Source organism: Vibrio crassostreae 9ZC13 (assembly GCF_000272045.2).
GTDB lineage: Bacteria > Pseudomonadota > Gammaproteobacteria > Enterobacterales > Vibrionaceae > Vibrio > Vibrio crassostreae_C.
The window spans coordinates 1-635 of sequence record NZ_AJYZ02000010.1 but is presented as its reverse complement, the minus strand read 5'-3'; the positions used below and the strand labels follow the sequence as shown (position 1 = coordinate 635).

At 46.8% G+C, this 635-nt stretch carries 1 protein-coding gene; it reads right to left on the bottom strand.

Features of this window, described 5'->3' with window-relative positions; translation table 11 throughout:
- On the bottom strand, nucleotides 1-635 hold a 635-nt coding region (locus A136_RS01255), incomplete at both ends, for an ISL3 family transposase (RefSeq protein ID WP_017062780.1).

Genomic DNA, 635 nt, shown 5'->3' with positions numbered 1-635 from the left:
AACAACACCCAGCGTGAGCGCTTGACCCATTGCCTCGCTTTTTTATCTTGCTTGAGTTTGTTGGCTTGGTCGACTCTGACTCTATCCATTACCTCACGACCGAACTTAGCAACAACATGGAATAAGTCGTAAACGATTTTTGCGTTCGGGCAGTGCGCTTGAACTTCAAGGTCAAAAGCCGTATTCATGTCCATCGCGACCGCTTCGATATTATTGCCATGCTTGCCTAACAGCTCGAAGAACGGTCGTATGTCCTTGCGGCTACGGCCTAACCCTATCCAAATGACTTGATGAGTCTTAGCGTCAGCAATGACCGTGGCATACCTATGCCCTTTAAAGATAGCGAACTCGTCCATGACGAGTTGCCTTAGCTCTTCCCATTTCACTGACGGCACCACTTGTCGAAGTCGGCGTTTATCTATCTCTTTAATGGTGTGCCAATGTACGCTCGTTAACTGGGAGATATGCTTAATGGGAAGAAGAGGCAGCAGTTGTTCTATATAACTTTTTAGGCGCTTCGTTATACGAGCATAAGGCTCTAACCAAGATAGAGACTCTGTTTTGATGCCGCAGTCACGACACTTAATTCTTCGTGTTTGAACGGAAAGTTCAACAGGAACACCGAGCAACATGGC